Raw genomic sequence first — 20,358 nt, forward strand, 5'->3', positions numbered from 1 at the left:
ATTCTCTCGGCGACAGGCAGCCGTGTGAATGGATGATCCTCGAATGCAGAGATGGCTCGGGTCCTTTGCCGAGTCATTCGGGATTTGGCGGCACCGCCCCGCGGCCGCGGAGCAACTGTTAGATCATCCGGTGCCGCTATTCGACGCCGCGGAAGTCGATCCGGGCAGGGGGCGTGCAGGTGGATTTCACCTGCTGGAGCAAGTCATCGTCCACGCGGCATCCGGTGCTGGCGGCCAGTCGTTTCGCCTGCAAGCCGAACCACAAGTCCGTCAAGTCGCGGGCACCTTCGCGGATGGAAGCATAGTCTTCATCGAGCGCAACCTCGACGAAAGTCAGGTTATCGAGAGCGAAGGCGACCTTGGCGGCTAACAGCCGCACCGTGCCCTCCTGCCGTAGTCCGGCGGGGAGAGCCAGGTAGAATGCCCACGCCTGCCCGTGTTCGCCGGCGTCATGGAGAGCGGTCAGGTATTCGAGCGCGAACGAGATGTCGGGGGTGCCGGCGGCCGTTGCGAGGTCCCAGGCATTCCGGTAGGATGATAGCGATTCCGCGGGGACCCCGCGCCGGACGGCCAGCGCGCCGAGGTTTCGCCAGGCCCAGGCCGAGGGTTGCAATCGGATGGACTCCTCCCAAGCCGCTGTCGCCCCCGCCTCGTCGCCGCCCTCGATTTTCATGATGCCCAGTTGCAACAGGGCAAACCAATGGCGGTTGGCGGGCGTTTCCAAGCTGCTCTCCAGCATGGCTAGCCATTCCGGCTGTATCATCCATTCGCCGGGCGGCGTGGCCGGCTCCTGGACAGGAAGCATTCCGGTCTCAAGCAAGTCCAGCCAGCGCTGCTGATCCATTCCCAGCGTGGATTCCGGAAATGAGAATGCTGCGGGAAAGCCAGGCTCGCCTCGGGCAAGCCGGCGCGTTAGCTCCAGTGCGGCCCACCCCGAGCCGTCGCTCAGAATTTCCAAAGGCGGGGAATCGACCCTTGCGGCGCAGATGGCCCCCATCTGGTCGAGGGCTTCAGGGTGGAGCTTCTTTTTGAGTGCCGCGTCCGCCGCCTGCCATGCGGCCGACCAGTCCGCACCATGAATTTTGACGGGATCGGCCTCGAGGTAACCGAACGCCTGGGTCCAATTCCACTCGCTGTGGGGCGGCATCGGCACCGTGTGCTGTTGAGTAGGAGCGAGTCCGGCCTGGATTTCGAGATAGCCCTGATGGGGAACAGAGAGGAACTCCTTCCAGCGGTTGCCACCCTGGTGCATGCCCCAGCAGAACAATTTCCTGATGTTCAGCGGTTGGGTCGAGGCTTCGGCGAAGCCGGTTCCGCGACCATCCAACGCGGCCTGCCACGGCATTTCCGCATTCTGGCATTGATAGAAGAACTCGTTGCTGAAGCCATGGTTCGTGGAATAGCTGGCATCCTTGTCGCCGACCGTCGGGAGCGCGGGCAGGTCACACTGGCCGTAAGCGATGTTGGCACCATCCCGGCCGTACTGGACATAAACCGAGTCGCTCGCCGGCGCGAGCACCCGCACGTCGGGGCTTTCGGGAACCGCGACATTGGTCCACCAATACATCGGCGTTTCCTCATGGCGCGGATTGATCACCCGGGTGCAAGCATAGAGGAATTGCGCGCCGGGCGGCAGATAGAAATCGATCTGCCACAGCAATCCCTTGCGGCGCTCGTAGTCGTAGAGGCGCAATCCCCGCTCACCGTCGAGGCCCGGAATCGCGGCGGCAAAGACCGGCACACAAGTGTGGAACGCATGGCCGAACTGCCCGATGTTCCACTCGATCCCCCCGGCGAACCAGGCGTCGCGCAGCGCGAGATTGGCGGGCTGGAAGACCGGGTTCTTGAACAGCAGTTCGCGCTGGGTCGGTTTATGGAAAAGCGAAATCAGGCGACCGCCCAGCTCCGGCAGAAACGTGGCCTTGAGGTGCTCGTTTTCGAGCACGATCGAACGGAAGTCCCGGATCGTTCGCTCGCGTCCGTAGCGGTCTTGCATCCGGTACGGTAGCACGCGGCGGCCGCAGTCTTTGCCAATCGTGGCCGCCAACTCGGGCGATAGCGATTCGCGCGCGGTGACGGGCATGTCGGCATCCCGGTCACAGAAGATGGCTTGCGGGTTTTCGCCGCCCAGAGACGCCGCCAACCAGAGATAGGGTTCGACCCGCAACGAGTTCGTTTCCCCCTTCGAGGATGGATTCCCATTCACGTGGTGCCGGGCTTCGGGGTGAAGCCCATCCATCGCATCCTGCGTGCCAGCGGCTATCTGCTGTGCCAAGGCGGTCGCAGGTGATTCCGTATTCATAAGTTCAGCGAGAGTTACATCCCGAAGGTCCCCGCCGCACCACAAACAGGTTTCGATTTCCGGGGTTTACCTTTCGTTTTTGGCACCCCCTCCCGAGCCTCGCCTCGCCGGAATGGCATCAATGGCTATTTCGCCGCCGGCTTTGCTCCTGCGAAGTGATCCTCGATTTCCTCCAGGGTTTTTCCTTTGGTTTCCGGCAGGAAGAAAGCCGCGGTGATGAAGTAGATCACCGTGCAGCCGCACCAGATGAAGAACATGGCGGAGAAGCCATGGTTGCCGACCACGGTGGGAAAAAAGAATGCGCTGAGAAACTGCACGCCGGTGTTCAGGAGCATCGCGACGCCCATCCCCAGCGATCGGATGCGTGTCGGCATGAGTTCCGTGAGGGCGAGCCAAACGCAAACCCCGGGGCCGACGGCGAAGAAGGCGATGAAGGAGCAAAGGGCGATGGTAATCCACAGGCCGGTGGATCCCTCGGGGATGGGGCCGAACTTAGCTCTCAGAATGGAGATCTTGCCGAGATCCTTGGTTTTGACTTCTTCGGTCTTCTTGCCGTCCACCGTGGCCCATTTCTTTTCCGTCAGCGGCTCGATGATGATGCGGCGATCGTTTTCCTCCTTGGCGTTTGAGAAAGCGGTGGAGATCCCCTGACGCCGGTAGCCATGGCCGTCGTCGTAGGCATAGAGGACACTGAGTTGAGCGGGAATGCCGCCCCCGAGTGCGCTGAAGGCGGCATCATTCAAATCGGCCGAAAGCGTGCGCCCATCTGCGGAGATGCAGGCTTCGACCTGGCGGGACACATCGACTCGCTGCGATTCGAAACGGTGGTAGAGCAAGCCGGCGGCGAGAAGAGAGAGGACAATTCCTCCGGTGGCGACAGAAAGGAGGATCTTGCGGCCTAGCTTGTCCACGAGGAAGGCTCCCAGCAGGGTGACGACGCAGTTGATGCCGGTGATGATCTGGAGCTTGGTGGTGGCTTGGGCCTCGCTGAGTCCGGCACCCTGGAGGATTTTTCCGGCGTAAGAAAGGATGGAGCCGATGCCGGTGGCCTGGGTGCAGGCCAGGATGATGCATGCGAGAGTGAAGGGGACGACGTACTTCCGTTGGAGAAGGGAATCCGTGGCCGCATGGGTGCCGTCGGCATTTTTCTTGGTCCCGTGGTCCTTCATTTCCTGCAGCTCGAGTGCCGCTTGGCCTTCGGTGCGGGACATCCGCAGCACCGCGAGGGCCTGGTCCTCGCGCTTGCGCAGGAACAACCAGCGCGGGGACTCCGTGAGGAAAAGCGCACCGGCGCTGAAAAGCACGCCCGGGATGGAGGCGACGAGAAACATGTTGCGCCACGCGTCATTGTCGGCGGCGAAGATCAACTCAGGATCCGACTTCGCGGCCGCGACGGCCGCATCATGCACTCCGGCAAAGTGACCGGCAATCCACGCGGCCAGGACGAACCCGAGTGTCATCATGAACTGGAAGGCCGAGGTGCCCCGGCCGCGCACTTGGGACGGCAGGCACTCCGCCATATAAAGGGGAACCACCACGCAGATCACCCCACCCGAGAGCCCCATGAGGATCCGACCGACCAGCAATGCGGCAAAGCCGGAAGCCACATAAATCAGCAGGATGCTGGTGATGAAAATGACTCCGCCGGCGACCATCATTTTCTTGCGGCCGAGCCAATCCGCCAGGGCACCGGCAAACAGCGAGGCAATCACGCCCCCGCCGACGTAGATGGAAACCATGATGCCCTGCTGGACTTCGGACATGGGGATGGTTTTGTCCACGTAGAGCAGGGCCCCCGCGATGATGCCGTAGTCGATCCCCGCGAGCAGGCCGCCCATTCCCGAAATCAGGATGAGAAAGATCAAATAGCCGTTCTGCTTGGGCAGGTCTGCCACAGGGATTTCCTGGTTCATGGAGGAGGGAAGGGGAATACAGCCATGCGGGAGCCGAAGAACGATAATACTGTTTCGGTTTCCGGGGTTTCTCTTTCGCTTTTGGCACCCCCTCTGGCCATGGATCAAAGACCGGATTCAAAAAGAGCCGCCCTTTACCCGCCGTTTTAGTGCCGGGACGACCCGTTTTTGCGGCCGGGTCGCCGCTCGCGGATCCGTGCTCGATGGCGGAACTCGGCCGGCGTCAGGCCCGTCTCCTGACGGAAGACCGTGCAGAAGTAAGCCGCGGATTTGAAGCCGAGCGCGAATGCCAGGTTCTCTATTTTTTCATCGGCATCTGCCAGACCTTCACGCGCATGATCCAAGCGGATTCTGAGGAGATGGCGGCTGATGGGCTCACCGACATGCTGCTGGAAGTGCTCGTTGAGGTGATAGCGGCTCAGTCCCGCGTGCCTGGCGATCGTGTTGACGGTGATCGGTTCGGCGTATCGCTCCTGCATGAAGGCGAGCGCCTTGTTGGTAGCACCATGTCCGCTCGACAAGAGACTGGTCGATTTGCGTTCCACCACCCGGACGGGTTGGATCATGACCGGGGAGGCGGGCGGCGAGTTGCCCTGGAGGAGGTGGTCCAAGAGCTTGGCTGCCGCGTAGCCCTGATATTCCATGTTGCTATCCACACTCGTTTGCGGAACCGGCGAAAAGGCGCGGTAGAGTTCGTCGGTGTCCACGCCGATCACCGCGACATCCTGTGGCACCCGCAGACCTTCCTCGCGTAATTTGTGGATGAGCCAATCACCCACCACATCATTCTGGGCCATCAGGGCCAGGGGGCGGGGCAGCTTGCGGATTTGGGCCACGCATTGATCGAAGGTGACCGAATGGAATCGCCGCCCGGCCGCTTGGACCCCCTGTCGCAGTCCGGCGGAGCGCTCCGTCTCGTTGAGCGGATTGGCGACTTCCGGATCGTAGTAAAAATAGCCGATCTCCTGGAAGCCACGCGATACCAGATAGTCGCCAGCCATCCGCCCGATCGCTTCATTGTCAATCCAGACCCGTGGTAAGCCGGGCATCCCGGGGCCATTGAACATGTCCACTGTGGGGACGTTCTCGTTCTGGATCTTGTCGAGAATATCCGCGCGGTTGGCGCTGAAGGCGATGATGCCGTCCCCATGCCAATCCGCCGGCACTCTTCCGAAGTGGGCCATGCTCCCATCCAATACCCATCCGGCTTCATGGGCATAAGCCACCACGCCGTGGTGCACCTCCCTCACGTAATAGCCCAACATCAGCAGTACTCGCTTCGCCTTCACCGGTGACTGTCCCGGTATTCCCTAGCCAGCTCAGCGCAAGGGGTCAACCGCAGGGGGTGCCAAAAACGAAAGTGAAACCCCCGGAATCGAAACAGGCTTGTCGTGCATCAAGGACCTCACGGGGTTAGCCCCATTCCTCAACGTGGGAGCCACTGGCGTTGCTGACCTACAGCATCCAGCAATCCGCATCCCTCCTGTTCTCAAATCCCCGAAATTAAAAGCCATGAAATTCAGGTCGTCCAATCGCTTCATTGCCCTGCTGCCGTTGCTGGCGCAGGCACCCGCCGCTTGGGCGGCAAGCATCAACTTCGCCACTCCAGTTACCGTTGCGGGGGATGCGGACGTGTCTACCACAGGTACGTTCCTGTATGCCTACAATTGGGCCAACTCCACTAGGACGGTGAACGGCGTGACCTTTACCGGCATCAGCTCGAACACCACGGTGGGCACCAATCTGACCCTCACCCAGTGGGGGAATGTGAACACCGGCGCGTTCAATTCGGGAAGCAATCCATTCAATAGCTTGTCCTCCAGCTACAAGGGCATGCTGGTCGGCTCGGCCTTCAATAACAGCGTCAGCGGTAATGTCGGCACCAACACCGTTACCCTCAACAATCTGATCGCGGGTCACCAATACGCGGTGCAGTTCTGGGTGGGAGACGCGCGGGGCTCGACCCGTAGCGAAACCCTCTCCAGCGTCGGGGGCAACAGCGTCTCGCTGGCGTTCACCACACCAACCAGTGCCGGTGGCGCGGGCCAATACACCATTGGCACCTTCACGGCGGATGCAGCGACCCAGGCGTTCACGGTGACCGCCACGGGCGGCTCGATTCCCCAGATGAACGCGCTCCAAGTGCGCGACCTGGGAATCCCCGGAGTCACCCAGGCGGCTGCCTTCAGTCCGGATGCGGGAACCTATGTCGCCTACGGTGCGACCCTGCCGGTCACGCTCACCTCCGAGAGCGGCGCGACCATTTACTACACCATGGATGGCAATGATCCGACCACGTCCTCGTCCTCCGGGGCCAGCCCGCTGATCGTGAATGTCGCCGTGCCGTCCACGGTCACTCTCAAGGCCATGACCGCCATCGGCGGCAAGGCAAACAGCGCCGTGGTCACCAAAGCCTTCACCACCGTTCAAGGCACCGGGACCTGGACCAATGTTGCGGGTGGCTCGTGGGCCACCGCCACTAATTGGTTTGGGAACTTTATCCCTAACGGCACCGACCTCGCCGCGGACTTCGGAACCCTCGGTCTATCCGCAGATGCCGCCGTCACCCTCGACGGATCGAAGACGCTGCGCAACCTGACCTTCGACGATCTGAACTCCACCAAACATGCGTGGATCATCACCGGCAACCCCGGACTCGGTGAGGTGCTGACTCTCGCCAGCTCAGGCGCGCAGCCCACCATCAACGCAAAGGTGGATGCCACACTTGATGGCACCAGCTTGACCACGACCGCCGGTATCAGCAAGACCGGCTCTGGCACGCTGACCCTAAAAGGTACCAACACCTACACGGGCACCACCAATATCAGCGCCGGGACTTTCAAGTCCGACGGCACCAACTCAATGGCCACCCTCGCCGCCAGCGGCGGCTCTTTCCATGTCGCAGGTGGCACGGTCGCATCCGGAACATTCACGGCCGATTTAGGAGGTTCGGTTTCGGTGGCCGGTGGGGCTTGGAACGCGAATTGTACCACCAACCCGGCCATCGGTTCGCAGGACGTGACGGGCTCAGCAACCAGCTATTCCCAGACGGGTGGCGATGTGAACCTCACGGGAGCTGCCAATTTCCTCTACACGTCGAACTTTGGCAACCAGACGGGGAACCTGAGCTTCACGGGTGGAACATTTACTGCCGCGGGCATCCAGCTAGGCATGCGGAGCAACTCCACGGCCACCATCAGCGACTCAGCCGTAGTGACTCTCAATTCGTACTTCCGCTTCGGCCACTCCACCAACATTGCGACGCCCGCCTCCCGGGTTCTGAACCTGGGAGATGGCAGCACCTTCAGTGGCGGCACCAGCATCAACGATGGCGGCACGAGTGGCGTCCTCGCGACGGCCTCGGTCGCTCGCCCGTCCGGCGCCGGTGATGCCACCCTCCGTATCAACGGCGGCACCCTTCGCGCCACCGCAAGCAGCACCACCTTCATGCAGGGGCTAACCAGTGCCAGCCTGCTTGAGGCCGGCGGGATCATCGATACGCAGGACAATGGGATCACGATCGCCCAGCCACTGCTCCATGGCGGAGCGGCGGGCACCGACGGCGGCCTGGTCAAGAAAGGCAGCGGAAATCTCACCCTGACAGGGTCCAGCACCTTCACCGGCCCCACCCGGATCACCGAAGGAACGCTCACGCTGGGTACGGGTGGTTCGATTTCGGCATCACCTACCATCACGGTTGCGAGCGAGGGGACGTTGGATGCCGCCACCGGATTCACCCTGGCAAGTGGCCAGACCCTCCAAGGTGATGGAGTCTTGCTGGGAACCTTGACCGTTGGCGCGAATGCCACTTTGTCCCCGGGCATCGGCGGGATCGGAACCCTCGAATCCTTCGGTAACTTGATCCTTGCCGGAACCTCGAACTTCGAAATCCACAAGTCGGGATCAACGCTCACGCAAGACACCTTGAGTGGATTCCAAAGTATCACCTACGGAGGCACCCTCAAGGTTACCGCCACGGGAGCAGCCCTGGCGGTCAATGACACGTTCCAACTTTTCATTCCGAGCGGCAGCTTCGGCGGATCTTTCGCCTCGTTTGACTTGCCCAGCCTGCCTGCCGGACGTTTCTGGGACACCACCCAGCTCTCGGTTGATGGCACGATCAGGGTTTCGACCGTGAGCTTTGCCGCCACACCGTATTTCAGCCTGCTGCCGGGAGGATATATCGGTGAGCAGCCGGTGACGATTACTTCGGAGAGCGGTGCTACCATCCGCTTGGCGATCAATGGGGTGAACCAAGCGCCGGCTGCAAGCCCGGTCACGGTCACGATTCCGGCCGATGCCACCACGACTCTCACTGCCTATGCCACCAAGGCGGGCAAGACGGATAGTCCGGTGGTGGAGGCGATCTACAGAACCGTGACCACCCCGACGTGGACCTACGAGAACTCGGGATCATGGACTGAACCGCTGAATTGGCTAAGCGAGGTGGTGGCCACCGGCAGCGGTGTCCCCGCGGACTTCAGCACCCTGGCACTTTCGGGTAACATGACGGTGAACTTGGATGGATCCCGCACGATCGGCTCGCTGGTATTCGGTGATACAACGGATAGCTCTGGCTGGACTCTGGCTTCTGGAAGCGGCGGTCCGCTCACGCTGGACAATGGTGCGAATGCACCGGTCATCACCGTGAACAACCAATCCACCACCATCGAGGCAACGGTGGCAGGCTCTAACGGATTGACCAAAGCCGGTGCGGGAACACTAAGGCTGTCGAGAGCCAACACCTACACCGGGGGCACCACCGTCAATGGAGGCACCTTGGAGTTCGCCACGCCCGGATTCCTCACCTACAGCGGCGGACAGATCGATATCAACAATGGTTCCACCGTGAAGATCTTCGAGATCGGGGCACCCTACCGCTACGACTTCGGAGCCGTGACTTACAACTTCGGAGCCACGGGTGGGGGCACCGTCAACATCACGGGCGGGAGCACCAATTGGGTGGCCCAAGGCGATTGGACATTCAAAACCAACGGCGGCAACAAGAACGCGGTTTCCGGCGGTGCTTCTAACGGAATGAACATGAATGGCAGATCGGTGGTGCTGGACGTGACTCGCGGCGCCGATCCGGTTAGCGATCTAGACGTCACCATTGCCGTGAGCAATACCGTTGGCGGCCTCACCAAGACCGGTGCTGGAATCGCGACGCTGGGTGCGGTCAATAACTACACCGGCGCTACCGCGGTGAACCAAGGGACCCTGCTCGTTACCGGCAGCCTCGCCTCCGGCTCGGTGGTGATTGTTGCGTCCGGTGCCACCGTGGGCGGCAGCGGCAGCATTGGCGGCAGCACCACCATTGACAGCGGGGCGGTGGTGGCGCCGGGCACGGCAGGTGCCGGCACGCTAACCGTCGGATCCGCGACACTCGCTGGCACCTACCTCTGCCAGCTCGATACCACTGAGGGAGACAAGGTCATTGTGACCGGCGCTCTAACAGTCAGCCCGGGCGCGGCGATCACGGTCAGCACCCTCGGCACTCCAACGGCTGCCAGCTACGTCATTGCCACTTACGGCTCACTGGCAGGCACGCTACCGGCGGTCACCGGGATTCCGAGCGGATACGCATTGAACACGGCCACTCCGGGCGAGATCAGGATCGTCAAAACCGGAGGCTTTGCCACTTGGGCCGACAGCTTCGACGGTCTCACTGACAAAACCCCGCAAGGGGATCCGGACAAAGACGGGATCTCCAACCTGCTGGAATATGTCATCGGCGGTGATCCACGGGTTTCCAGCACGTCGTTCCTGCCGACCTATGCGACCGTCGGATCGAATCTGGTGCTCAGCTACAAGCGTAGCGACGACTCGGAAACCGATACCACCCAGATCGGCCAATGGAGCACCAACCTGAACAACTGGGCGGACATCACCCCGGTATTGGTGAACGAGAACGGTGGTGCCCCGGACGACATGACCATCTCGATTCCGGTTTCCAATGCGGCGAACGGCAAGCTGTTCGGCCGACTCCACGTCACGCAGCCGTAGTCCAATCCGATTTCCCGGGTCCGAGGTCCGGAGGCCGTCGATCGCGAGATCGGCGGCCTCCTTTTGCGTGGAGAGGTGGCGTTGGGAGGCTCGATCGGGGGGCGATGCTCTTGAGCCGCGGGAGGCATCAGGGGGGTGTCAAAATCTAAATTGAATCCCCCAGAATCGAAATGGGCTTGTCGTGCATCCGGCGTCTCATTGGACCAAGTTGCTTCTCAATCTGGGAAAGGGCGGACTCGTTAGAGGGAGCTGGCATCGGCCTTGTCTCATCCATCAACGGTCCCGTTTGTCACCCCGAGAAAAAAACCGACTCCCAAAGACCTCGATGAAATCACGAAACGTCGCCATTGCCGGACTGATTCTCGCCAGTCCGCCACTCACTCTCCACGCTGCAGCCCTGACTTGGTCTGCCGGCGTCAATTCAAACTGGGACACCAGCACCGCGAACTGGACCGGATCGACCTGGAGCAATGCCGCGCCGGACCAGGCCACCTTCGCTGCCACCGGTATCGGAACCGTGACGCTCACCACAGCGATCACGGCGAACAAGCTGACCTTTGACAACGCCGGCTACACGGTGGCCGGAAACACGCTGACCCTGGCGGGTGCTACGCCCACGATCCAAGCCAATGTGGACGCCACGATTTCCTCAGTCCTCGCAGGCTCGGCCGGTCTGGTGAAGAGCGGCAGCGGCCAAGTGACGCTAAGTGGTGCCAACACCTTCACCGGCGGGACCACGCTCAGCGCCGGGACGATCAAAGTCGCCGCGAACAACGCGCTGGCATCCGGCAGCATCACGTTGAACGATGCCAACACCGGATCGAGCAACACGACCCTCACTACGAGTGCCAATACGGGTGCCGTTCCGGCTCCAAACAACATCATCGTCGCCAACCAAGGGACCGGCACGACGACCTTGGAGCTAACCGCCCAGAACGCACAGTTCGGGGGAGCAGGCCACCAGTTGAACAGGGCGGTCACCGTCCAAGCCAACTTCAATGGCGGCGGTGGCGCTTACTTCGGAAAATACGACTTCTCCACGGTCGTGTCCGGCAATGTGGGAACACTCACGCTCCGGGCCGTGGGAACCGGGCAGTTGTATTTCGGCGGCAACAACACCTTCACCGGCACGGTGGCCCTTACCCAGGGCACTGTGGCGGTAGGAGGTGCCAACGCGTTCGGCGGCAGCGCGAATTCCGTCGTCATGTCGGGTTCCGCGAATTTGCGTTCGGGAGCCTTTGGCAACCCGCTGGTCATCGGCGACCTGACCGGCGCGGCCACCAATACCATCGACAAAGGCAGCCAGCTCCTGACCATCTCCAGTGCGAACTCGGCAGAGTTCGCCGGCGTGATTTCCGGCAGCGGCGGCCTCACCAAATCGGGCAGCGGCACCCAGAACCTTTCCGGGGCCAACACCTACACTGGTACGACGACCGTCAATGGCGGCACGCTGCGGGTCAACGGGAGCCTCGCCGCCGGTTCCGCGGTCGCGGTCGCGTCGGGTGGCACGCTTGACGGCACCGGCACCATCAACGGTTCGATTTCCACGGTCTCCGGTGCCACCCTCTCTCCGGGCAACTCCGGGATCGGAACCCTCACCGGCGGTGCCATCCTCACTCTGGCTGGCAATGCCAACTTCGAAATCAACAAGGCGGGCGCGGTGCTCACCAACGACAAGGTCGAGGGGCTGACTACCGTCAACTACGGCGGGATGCTCACGGTAACTGCATCGGGAGATGCGCTGGGAATTGGCGACACCTTCCCGCTGTTTGTCGCAGGGGCCTATAATTCCGCCTTCACCGGCTTCAGTCTGCCAGCATTGTCTTCCGGGTTGTCCTGGGATACTTCGAATCTGTTGGTCGACGGCACGATCAAGGTGGTGAATTTTGTGAGCCCGCCGACTTTCAATCCACCCGGTGGTGGATATGTCGGAGCACAATCGGTGACCATCACCTCGGACAGCGGATCGACCATCCGCTATACGAATGACGGCACGGATCCCACCACTTCGGGGACTGTCCTCACCGGTGCCAGTCCGCTTTCCGGCATTTCGGTGCCCAACAATTCGACCATAACGCTCAAGGCTTATGCCACCAAGGCCGGACAGGCGAACAGCCCGGTGGTCACGACGGTCTACCAGACGGTCACAACTCCGACCTGGAACGTGGATGCGGATGGGAATTGGTCGGAAGCAGTGAAGTGGCTGAACAACGTGATTCCGGATGGCAGTGGTGTTCCCGTCGACTTCAGCGCTTTTCCGCAGAGTGCCGATGCAACGGTCATCCTCGATGGCAATCGAACCGTGGGAGGCATCACCTTCGGCAATACGCAGCCTATCAGTTGGACACTGAATGCTTCAGATGGCGGCGTTCTGACGTTGGCGGGTGGGACGCCTACCGTCATGGTAGCCAACAACACCGCCACGATTTCAGCACCGCTCGCCGGCACGCAGGGAATGGTGAAGAGCGGCTCGGGCGAATTGACCCTTTCAGGCACTAACACCTATGGCGGGGGCACCGTGCTCAGCACCGGAATCCTGCGAACGACTTCGGATAGCGCCCTTTCCGCCGGCAGCATTACCCTAAATGATGCCAGCACGGGAACCAGCGACACGACGCTCTCAACGACTGCCAATAAAACCGGCACACCCGTCCAGAACGATATCATCGTCTCCAACCAGGGCACCGGAACCACCACCTTGGAGCTAGCCATTCAAAATTCCTCATTCTCTGGGAGCTCGCTCCAACTGAACAAGCCGACTACCGTCCAAGCCAACTACAATGGCATTGGCGGCGCATACTTCGGAAAGTACGACTTCACCTCGGTCGTGTCCGGCAATGTGGGGACGCTTACGCTCCGCGCACTTGGAACAGGCCAATTGTATTTCGGGGGGAACAATACCTTCACCGGCACGGTGGCCCTCACCCAAGGCACGATCGCAACCGCCCACGTCAACGCGTTCGGAGGGATCGCGAATTCCGTCGTCATGTCGGGGACCGCGAATTTGCGCTCGGGTGGACTCGGCAACCCGCTTGTCATGGGTGACCTGACCGGAGCTGCGACCAACACCATCAGCACGGAGGGCAAACTGCTGACCATCTCGAGTGCCAACTCCGCTGATTTCGCCGGGGTGATTTCCGGCACCGGCGGCCTGACCAAAGCGGGCACTGGCGCGCAAACGCTCAGTGGAGCCAACACCTACACGGGCAACACCACCGTGAGCGATGGTACCTTGGTTTTGGCCAGCACTGGCACGCTCGCCTTTAAAATCGGAGCGAACGGAGTCACCAACCAACTCTCGGGCTCTGGCGCTGCGACCTTGGACGGAAGTTTCGCCCTCGATCTCACCGGCGCGAATACCACGGATGGAAATTCGTGGACCTTGGTCAATGTAGGGACCCTCACGGAGACCTTCAGCGCCAGCTTCGCGGTGAACGGCTTCACCCAGGCCTCCGATGTCTGGACCATGAACAGCGCCGGCAAGAAGTGGACCTTCACTGAGTCCACGGGTATCCTCACGGTCGGGCCGGCCTCCGGCTACACCTCATGGGCCGACAGCTTCGCGGGCTTGAGCGACACCACCGCCGGGGGCGATCCCGACCATGACGGCATTTCCAATCTGATCGAATACATCATCGGTGGTGACCCGCGGGTTTCCAGCACGTCGTTCCTGCCGACCCACGCGACCGTCGGATCGAATCTGGTGCTCAGCTACAAGCGTAGCGACGACTCGGAGACCGATACCACCCAGACCGGCCAATGGAGCGCCAACCTGATCGACTGGACGGACATCGCTCCGGTATTGGTGAACGAAAACGCTGATGCCCCGGATGACATGACCATTTCAATTCCGGTTTCCAACGCGGTGAACGGCAAACTCTTCGGCCGTTTCCACGCGACCAAGCCTTGATTGCCCCAGTCGAGGGGGGCAATCCGCGACGGTACTGCCACTGGCGGTGCCGTCACCGGCGGATGGCGCATGAGAGGTCTGCGCCATCCGCCCAATCTTTTTTAATTCCGATATCCGATACCATGCATCAGACGCTTCGTGCTCATTCCATCCGCCCCATTCTGCTCGCGCTGGCTTTGATTTCCGAATCATCCGTCCACGCCGCTTCCCTGTCATGGAATGCGGCGGTCAACTCGGACTGGGACACCGCTACCGCCAATTGGAGTGGTGGGACCATTTGGAACAACGCCACACCGGATCAAGCAGTGTTCGGAGCCGCCGGTGTCGGGACGGTCAGCCTGACAACCGGGATCACGGCGAACCGGCTGACGTTTGCAGCCGGCGGATACACGATCACAGGAAATATCCTGACGCTGGGCGGTGCTGCTCCGGCGCTCACCGCCGATGCCGATGTTACCATTTCCTCGGTCCTTGCCGGCAACACGGCGGTCACCAAGAACGGGGCGGGAAAGCTAACGCTCAAGAGTGCGAACACGATCACCGGCCCCCTCGCTGTGACCCAAGGAACACTGGAGCTGGCTACGGGTGGAACCCTCAGCCGTGGGACAATCATCAGCGGCCCCACCGCGAACAATGCGGCCTTCAACCTGGCAGGTGGAATTTACACGTCGACCGGTGGCGGGATTACTGTTGGTAACGCCAACACCGAGACGGGCACCTTGAACATCGCCACCGGCTCGCTGGCTATCTCTGGCGGGGAGCTGAACATTGGAAACGCCAATGGATCGACCGCTACCTGGAACCAGAGCGGCGGCAGCGTGACCGTGAGCACGGGCAACCACATTTATACCGGCATGGGCACGGGAAGCGGCGTGACCACCACGCTAGGCTTCAGCGGGGGCAGCTTCACCCTTTCTCCCGGCAATGGTTCGGTCACCTTCTCCATCGGAGGGCGCTCCCAAACCACGGTCAATGTCAGCGGCAGCGCGTTTGTGGATTCCCACCAGACTCGTTTCGGTTGGGGAGCGGACCTCACTGCGACCGATGGCGGCACCCTCAGTCTGAATGGCGGCACGTGGAAGACAAACCGGCTCTATCGCGAGGTGACGGTGCAGAAGTCCGAAGTCAACTTCGATGGCGGCAAACTCCAGGCCCGCCAGAGCAACGCCACTTTCATGAGCGGGCTCGGCAGCGCCAATATCAAGGAGGGCGGCGCGAAGATCGATAGCAACGGATTCATTATCACCCTTGCCCAACCGCTGCTGCACGGCGGCACTGCAGCGATCGACGGCGGTCTCGCGAAATCCGGAGAAGGCACTCTGTCCCTTGCGGGGGCCTGCACCTTCACCGGGCCCATCCAGGTGAACGGCGGCACCCTTTCGCTCAGCGGATCACTGCCTGCCGGCTTTCCCCTGACGGTCACCGACGGCAGCTTCGCCTTCGCTTCTGCCGGTCAATCCGCCGGCGTCGTAACTCTGGGTGACAACGGAGGGCTGGAAATAGGCGCCAATGCCGCGGTCACCACCGGCAGTCTGAATGTGGGTGCTTCGGCCGCCGATACCGCCACGCTGAAGATTGCCGTCGGCAGCGCCGCCTACGTGCCTTTGCAATGCTCCTCCATCACCGCAAACGGAAGTGCGGGGTCGATCGGCGTCGAGGTTTCGGGCGGTCTCAACGGGGCGGGAACTTATCATTTGATTGCCTGCCCGAGTCCCATTGGCGGCACTGGGTTTTCCGCATTTCGCCTCATCACCACCGCCGTGGCAGGCTACACCTTCCAACTGGTGCAAAATCCCGGCTTCATTGATGTGGTGGTAGCCGAGGTGCCTCTGCCGTCGCTGGAAACCGGCGAGCTGGCCGTGTCGCTCGATCCGACCTTTCCCCAGGTCATCCGCTACCGCCTGAAGTCGAACGGGGCTGTCCTCGAGGCCGGCGACGCCACCGCAGCCCACGTGGTGCGGATCAACGGCACCACCCACGCCGCCTCAGTCACGGCATTCTCCCAATCCGGCAACGAGGCGCTGTATACCCTCCGCGTGCCGGGCTTCGACATCGACATTTCCTACCGATTCGTGGTGGACGGCACGGTGGTCACCCGCAGCATCACCGCGATCACCGGTACCGGCGAACCCGCTGTCCAAACGATCAACCTGGGGACGCCAGTGCTGCGCGCGGATATCAACCAGGCGGGTGCCAATGCGGCATTTGTTAGAAACGTGAATCCCGATCTCTACGCGAACTACAGCGGGGACATGGCGGGTGATACCTTCGGTGCGGTGAGCAATCTGGCCACAGGCTCGTGGGATTCCACCTGGTGTTTCGTCGGCACTTCCGAGGTCGTGGGCACGGGTTCCAACAACCTTTTCGACTATCCGTTCACGGTCCAGGTGGGCACCATCGCCGGGGCTAAGTGCGCCGCTATTTACGATCGCGACTACAACTATCGGATCAAGGACATCAAGCCCGGCATCTGGTTCGAGAGCAAGACCTGCATCTCCGGCGACTCGAATGGCAATGGCACCGTCGATTGGCAGGACGGTGCGGTGTGGGTGAGGGAACAGCTGCCGCCGATGCTGCCTGCGCTTGCCGACCACTACGCGCGTGGCGGCGCTTGGCAGCAGAGTTCCGTCGGCTATCTCAGCAATACGACCTACAGCACGGTCGATACCTCCTATCCGCTTTACGCTTCGCAGATGCGGAAGACCTACTACCAGACGGAGGGCGTGCCGCAGGCCATCGCATGCGCCGGATGGACCTACCGCGGACACGACTGGATGTGGTCGGACTGGGACCAGGTGGTCAATCCGGGCGGTGGCGGACGCGCCGGCTATGACAAGGCACGCGCCGAGTCCGCCCGCTACAATGGCGACCTGTCGTTCCACCTCAACCAGGATCTATCAGCACTGGAATGCCAGCATTACGATGAAAGCATCATGGCCAAGGACGCCAGCGGCAACAAACTCGGGCAATACAACTACACTGGGCAGACCTTCTTCGACATCTCGCACTTCCTGGATCTCCAGCGGGGCTCGCAGACCTCGCGCATCAATGATTTCCTGGATCGCTTCGCACCGTCGCCTCTGGTGGTTTACCTGGATCAGATGTGGGATCACCCGAGCGCCCTCCACAATGGCAACGGCCTGGAGGAACAGTATGCGAAGGCGATGATCGTGAAGACCTTCCGTGACCGTGGCACCTCCACCACCACCGAGGGTTACCAGCCGAGTCTTTTCCGGAATGGCATGCTCCAGTGCAAGTATCGCAACAACAGCATCAGCCACATCGACGACTTCGTCACCGCGGGCAAGCTGATGTGGCAGTTCACCAGCGGATCCACCAGCGAGTTCAGCGATCCCTATTACATGATGTTCGGCGGCAAGATCTCGCAGGAGTTCCGCAGCGGAAACATCTTTGGCGGGAACAACTGGATGGGGAACGTGATGATGGAGGATACCTACCTCCTCACGATGATGAACGCCCACATGCGCCGCTATCCGGCCATGGAGTACACCAGCGACAGCGCGAAGTACCAGGTGCGCTGGGGCAGCGACATGTTCGCGACGGTGAACAAGGCGACCGGCAACTTCACCCTCGTGCAGGGCAACGTGACCATGGCCGACGGCGCCGACCGCTTCCTGCCCGCGCCGGACGGCGCGATGAAGATCCACGTTTACAGCGTCGGCGGTTCCTATGGTCGCGCTTGGACGCTGCCTCTCGCCTGGAGCGCTGTCACCCGTGTGGACCGCTATGAACTCACCGAATCCGGCCGCACGTTCATTGACCGCCTGCCGGTGCTCAATGGCACGGTGACCCTTTCCACTCCCGGCAAGGTTCCCTACCTGCTGCTTCCGGCGTCCGGCGCAGTACCGCTCGCCGGCCCCATCGACAGGGCCCGCGGCATGGTTGCCACGGCTTCTTCGGTCCAAGGCTCAAACACGGCCGCGAACGCCGTCGATGGCGATGATTCCACCGCGTGGACCTCGTCCGGCGACAGCGGTTCCTGGCTGATGGTGGATCTTGGCCGCGAGTTGGAGCTCAACCGGGTCGACCTCAAGGAGGCGGAGAATGCCATCACCTCCTTCCGCCTGCAGATCGACGTGAGCGGCACGTGGAATGACGTTGCGTCCGGCACCACGATCGGATCGTCCTTGCGCAAGGTGTTCCCGAATGTCCGCAGCACCCGGGTGCGTCTGCTGATCGACACCGCCACGGCAGCGGTCTCGATTCGCTCCTTCACCGTTCATGCGGATGCCAATCTCGCCATGACAGCCGCGGCGTCGGCGTCGTCAAATTCCAACCCGGGTAGCTGGGGCGACAACTACGTGGAAGGTGCCCTGCAATGGGGGAGGGACATTCAGGCATCCCGCGCGATGGACGGCTCGCCGGACACCTATTGGCGGCCATCCTCGGGAACCGCGGGCGTATGGCTCCAAGCCACCTTCTCACGGAGCTCAAAGGTCAACCGGGTGACGCTCGCGGAGAATGGCAATCGCGTCACGGGTTTCAAAATCCAGTATCTGAACGGCGGCACCTGGACCGATCTCCACAGTGGCACCGTCATCGGTGCCAGCCGTGAAATTGACTTCGCCGAAGTGGAAGTCACCCAGATCCGACTGCTCGTCACAGCGGCGTCCAACACCCCGGCAATCCGCGAGTTCTCCATGTTCGATGTGGGCGGAGCCATCGCCGTGATCAATCCGCCCACGAATCTTGCTATCGGCGGAACAGCCATCCAATCCACCACCTACTCCGTGTCCGGTCCGCCGCAGGTCGCGAGTCGTGCGATCGATGGCAATACCGATGGCGACTGGAACCACAATTCCGTTTCCTGCACCGCCAACGGGTCACTCGGATGGTGGGAGGTGGACATGCTGGCCCCGAAGTCGATTGGCCAGGTCAAGGTCTGGTGGCGCGATCCGGCGTCGACCCGCGACCGCAACGTGGATCTCGTGATCTATGATGCAAACCGTCAGGAACTGCGCCGCATCGCGGTTTCCGGAAACGCCGTCCCGGCCCGGCCGGTGGTGATCGATTTAACGACAGCAGTGACGGGTCAGATTGTCCGCTTGGAGCACACCGCTGCCACGAATGTGTCCGACCCCAATGACGCCCAACTGTGTCTGGCCGAGGTGCAGGTCTTTGCCCCTCAGACTGGATACTCGGTGTGGGCGGGAGAAATGGGCTTATCGGCTCTGAACGATGCCATGGACGCAGATCCCGATAGCGATGGTCAGGAAAATCTCTTGGAGTTCGCCTTTGGGGGCGATCCTCTTTCAACGGGCGACCGGGGCGTTTTTCAGCTCGTGCCGTTCGGAGCAAATGGCGGACCGCCGTTTATCTTCACTCTCTCTGCGCTGGCAGGCGCGGTTTTCACCGAAATGCCGGATCACTCGATGACCGCGGAGATCGGAGGCATCACCTATCAGGTGGAATGTTCCGCCGATCTCACCGGGTGGGAAGAGCCCATGGAGGAGATGGAGCCCATAACGACGGGTCTGCCGAATCCGCCGGCTGGCTACGAGTACCATAGTTTCATTCCCATCGGGCTGGAGGATCCGGGGAAATGTTTCTCCCGTGTGAAAATCACCAGCCCCTGAGCGCCGCGCGGTCCGGACGGGATCAGAGTCTGTCCGAAGATGTAGCTGGACCATCTTGGTCCGGTCGATTGGACGGACGTCTCGCCCGACTGTTTTTGTTTCCTCGGCCCCTATTGCGAAGACTCGAACCATGGGCGGATTCTTCAGGAAGCCTCCCGGTCCGGGTTGGATCGCGAGTCTGCGGTGGCGGTAATGGCGGCACTTTGCGGGGCGGGGGAGCCTGCATGCAAAGCCGCACCGATTGCCGCCAACTGCGCATCATTTATGCGCGGCAATCTGCCGAGGTCCGGCCTTGGATCCTCTCCGCGACCTCCGAGCGGGTCGGTGTAGGGCTGGGCCTGAGGCAGTTTGTTCTCGTTGATAGCCTCGATGCGCCTCGCCCGCATCGCATCAATGGTCATCGGTATGGGTTTTTATGAGAGTTCATCTAGAACAAATCCCCGCGAGGGGGGTCAGGGAAAACCGAGGCAATCTGCCGCGTAGTTTTGGTACGCAGCTCCTTGGATCCGTGCTTTTTCCCGGCCGCAATCCGAGGCGGCACAATAGCGGTCTCCCGCTCGAGCGATGCCGGTTTGCGCAGCTGACCTTTGACCCTATGATGCCTATTATTCAAGCCGTCGGCCAAGCTGA

At 61.5% G+C, this 20,358-nt stretch carries 6 protein-coding genes; 3 read left to right on the top strand and 3 right to left on the bottom strand.

Annotation, left to right across the window (positions count from 1 at the left end):
* Positions 1 to 136: 136 nt before the first annotated feature.
* The 3 genes from OKA05_RS17950 to OKA05_RS17960 form a co-directional block, all read right to left on the bottom strand.
* The gene (locus tag OKA05_RS17950) at positions 137 to 2,302 is read right to left on the bottom strand and encodes a DUF5107 domain-containing protein (protein ID WP_264488559.1); all 2,166 of its coding nucleotides are present in this window, start codon (positions 2,300 to 2,302) and stop codon (positions 137 to 139) included.
* 125 nt (positions 2,303 to 2,427) lie between these two features.
* Positions 2,428 to 4,215 (bottom strand): MFS transporter, encoded by a 1,788-nt coding sequence (locus OKA05_RS17955; protein WP_264488560.1) that lies wholly within the window; start codon positions 4,213 to 4,215, stop codon positions 2,428 to 2,430.
* A gap of 146 nt (positions 4,216 to 4,361) precedes the next feature.
* Positions 4,362 to 5,480: a substrate-binding domain-containing protein gene (locus OKA05_RS17960; RefSeq protein ID WP_264488561.1), complete on the bottom strand. Its 1,119-nt coding sequence runs from the start codon at positions 5,478 to 5,480 to the stop codon at positions 4,362 to 4,364.
* 247 nt (positions 5,481 to 5,727) lie between these two features.
* Here OKA05_RS17960 and OKA05_RS17965 point away from each other — a divergent pair, with 247 nt between their 5' ends.
* From OKA05_RS17965 to OKA05_RS17975, 3 genes are all read left to right on the top strand, one after another.
* Positions 5,728 to 10,221, top strand: coding sequence for a beta strand repeat-containing protein (locus OKA05_RS17965; RefSeq protein ID WP_264488562.1), 4,494 nt, complete (start codon positions 5,728 to 5,730; stop codon positions 10,219 to 10,221).
* Positions 10,222 to 10,546: 325 nt separating this feature from the next.
* On the top strand, positions 10,547 to 14,131 hold the full coding sequence (locus OKA05_RS17970; protein WP_264488563.1) for a beta strand repeat-containing protein: 3,585 nt from the start codon (positions 10,547 to 10,549) through the stop codon (positions 14,129 to 14,131).
* A gap of 122 nt (positions 14,132 to 14,253) precedes the next feature.
* Positions 14,254 to 19,728, top strand: coding sequence for a discoidin domain-containing protein (locus OKA05_RS17975; protein WP_264488564.1), 5,475 nt, complete (start codon positions 14,254 to 14,256; stop codon positions 19,726 to 19,728).
* Positions 19,729 to 20,358: the final 630 nt, after the last annotated feature.

This window comes from Luteolibacter arcticus (assembly GCF_025950235.1).
Taxonomy (GTDB): Bacteria; Verrucomicrobiota; Verrucomicrobiia; order Verrucomicrobiales; family Akkermansiaceae; genus Haloferula; species Haloferula arctica.

Bases quoted from the DNA above. Each gene is read 5' to 3' on its own strand.
- OKA05_RS17950 (WP_264488559.1), bottom strand. From the start codon at position 2,302: ATGAATACGGAATCACCTGCGACCGCCTTGGCACAGCAGATAGCCGCT.
- OKA05_RS17955 (WP_264488560.1), bottom strand. From the start codon at position 4,215: ATGAACCAGGAAATCCCTGTGGCAGACCTGCCCAAGCAGAACGGCTAT.
- OKA05_RS17960 (WP_264488561.1), bottom strand. From the start codon at position 5,480: ATGTTGGGCTATTACGTGAGGGAGGTGCACCACGGCGTGGTGGCTTAT.
- OKA05_RS17965 (WP_264488562.1), top strand. From the start codon at position 5,728: ATGAAATTCAGGTCGTCCAATCGCTTCATTGCCCTGCTGCCGTTGCTG.
- OKA05_RS17970 (WP_264488563.1), top strand. From the start codon at position 10,547: ATGAAATCACGAAACGTCGCCATTGCCGGACTGATTCTCGCCAGTCCG.
- OKA05_RS17975 (WP_264488564.1), top strand. From the start codon at position 14,254: ATGCATCAGACGCTTCGTGCTCATTCCATCCGCCCCATTCTGCTCGCG.